This window comes from Streptomyces roseochromogenus subsp. oscitans DS 12.976 (assembly GCF_000497445.1).
In the GTDB taxonomy this organism is placed as follows: Bacteria; Actinomycetota; Actinomycetes; order Streptomycetales; family Streptomycetaceae; genus Streptomyces; species Streptomyces oscitans.
Map to the genome: position 1 here is coordinate 844,150 of NZ_CM002285.1, position 1,403 is coordinate 845,552.

The window sequence follows — 1,403 nt, forward strand, 5'->3', positions numbered from 1 at the left end:
CCCGCTGCGGCTCGCGGCCGTCGTCCCAGGGGTAGGGCAGCCGGGCCAGCTCACCGGCGGCGCCGTTCGCGCCGCGCAGCACCCGGCCGTCGACGACGATGCCGAGGCCGACGCCCACGCCGACGCGCAGATAGCCGAAGGTGTCGCGGCCCCGGGCGGCGCCCTCGTGGAGTTCGGCGAGGGCGGCGCAGTTGACGTTGTTCTCCAGGTGGACGGGGACTCCCGGCGGCAGCGCGACGGCCATGGCGTCGAAGACCGGGCCCGCCTTGGCGGTCGCCGGACGCATCCCGCCGCCATCCGCCGCCCGCGCGGTGACATCGCCGACGGCGACGACGATGGTGCGCAGCGGGGTACCGGCGGGCAGCGCGTGAAGGGCCTCGCGTACGGCGCCGGCGGCGTCGGCCCGGGACCCGGTGGCCTCGGCGAGCGGGGTTCCGTCGAGCGCGCAGCCCCGTACCCGGGTGAGGTCCGGGCCCAGGTCGACGGCGAGTACGGCGCCGGCGTCCGGTCCGAGCCGGTAGACGGCGGCGGTGCGGCCGGTGCCGCTGGAGGCGGTGCCGGAGGCGGCGGCGAGCCGGGCGCTCTCCAGTTCCGCGACGGCGGCGGACACCGTCGGTTTGGACAGGCCCGCCAGGCTCGCCAGTTGGGGCCGGGTCGCGCTGCCCGCCCGGGCGAGCACGGCGAAGACCGCGCTCGCGCTCTCGGACAGCCGGGGCGCCGCCTCCACGTCGTGTTCCACGGTTCTCCCACAGGTCGCGAGGACTCTTGACGCACTCTACTTCGTTAGTAAACTTCCTAACGAACTTCACGGTACTCGCCTGCCGTACTCCGCCCGAGGCCCGTCCCGGGGCTTCCCGACCGCTCCAACTCCCCTTCGCCCAGGCACGGTTCGTCCACCGTCGCAGCACGGCGCACCGCGAAAGAGATCCCGTGCAGGAGTCCGCGCCCGTCCTGGTCGGCATCGACGTGGGCGGCACCAAGACACATCTGAGAGCCCTGGCCGGGGACACCCCCGTCGCCGACCATGTCCGCGCGAGCGGGGCGGCCGGCGTCCGCCCGTCGGCCCTGGCCGTGGGCGGCCACGCCTGTGAGACCCCGCGCCAGTGCGCGGGGACACGTACCGTCCTGCGCGCCCACGTCGACGCGCCCGCGCTCGTTGTGGACGACGCCGAACTCCTCGTACCCGCCGCCGGGTTGGACCGGGGCGTCGGTCTGGTCGCCGGCACCGGCTCGGTGGCGGTGGGCCGGCGGGCCGACGGCACGCTCGTGCAGGCCGGCGGCTGGGACGCGGTCTCGGGGACGAGGGTGGCGCGGCCGGGCTGGTGCGGGAGGCGGTACGTGCCCGCTGGGCCGCCCATGACCGCGGCGAGGCTCCCGACGTGCCGGCGGCGGCCCTGCTCGAT

At 76.3% G+C, this 1,403-nt stretch carries 1 protein-coding gene and 1 pseudogene; one reads left to right on the plus strand and one right to left on the minus strand.

Annotated elements, in window-relative coordinates:
* Window positions 1-739: ROK family transcriptional regulator (locus M878_RS53930; RefSeq protein ID WP_023544797.1), on the minus strand; the 739-nt coding region annotated here is incomplete at its 3' end.
* 191 nt (window positions 740-930) lie between these two features.
* On the opposite strand from M878_RS53930, the pseudogene M878_RS53935 reads away from it, so the two are divergent.
* A pseudogene (locus M878_RS53935) lies at window positions 931-1,403 on the plus strand (ATPase); the annotation flags it as partial.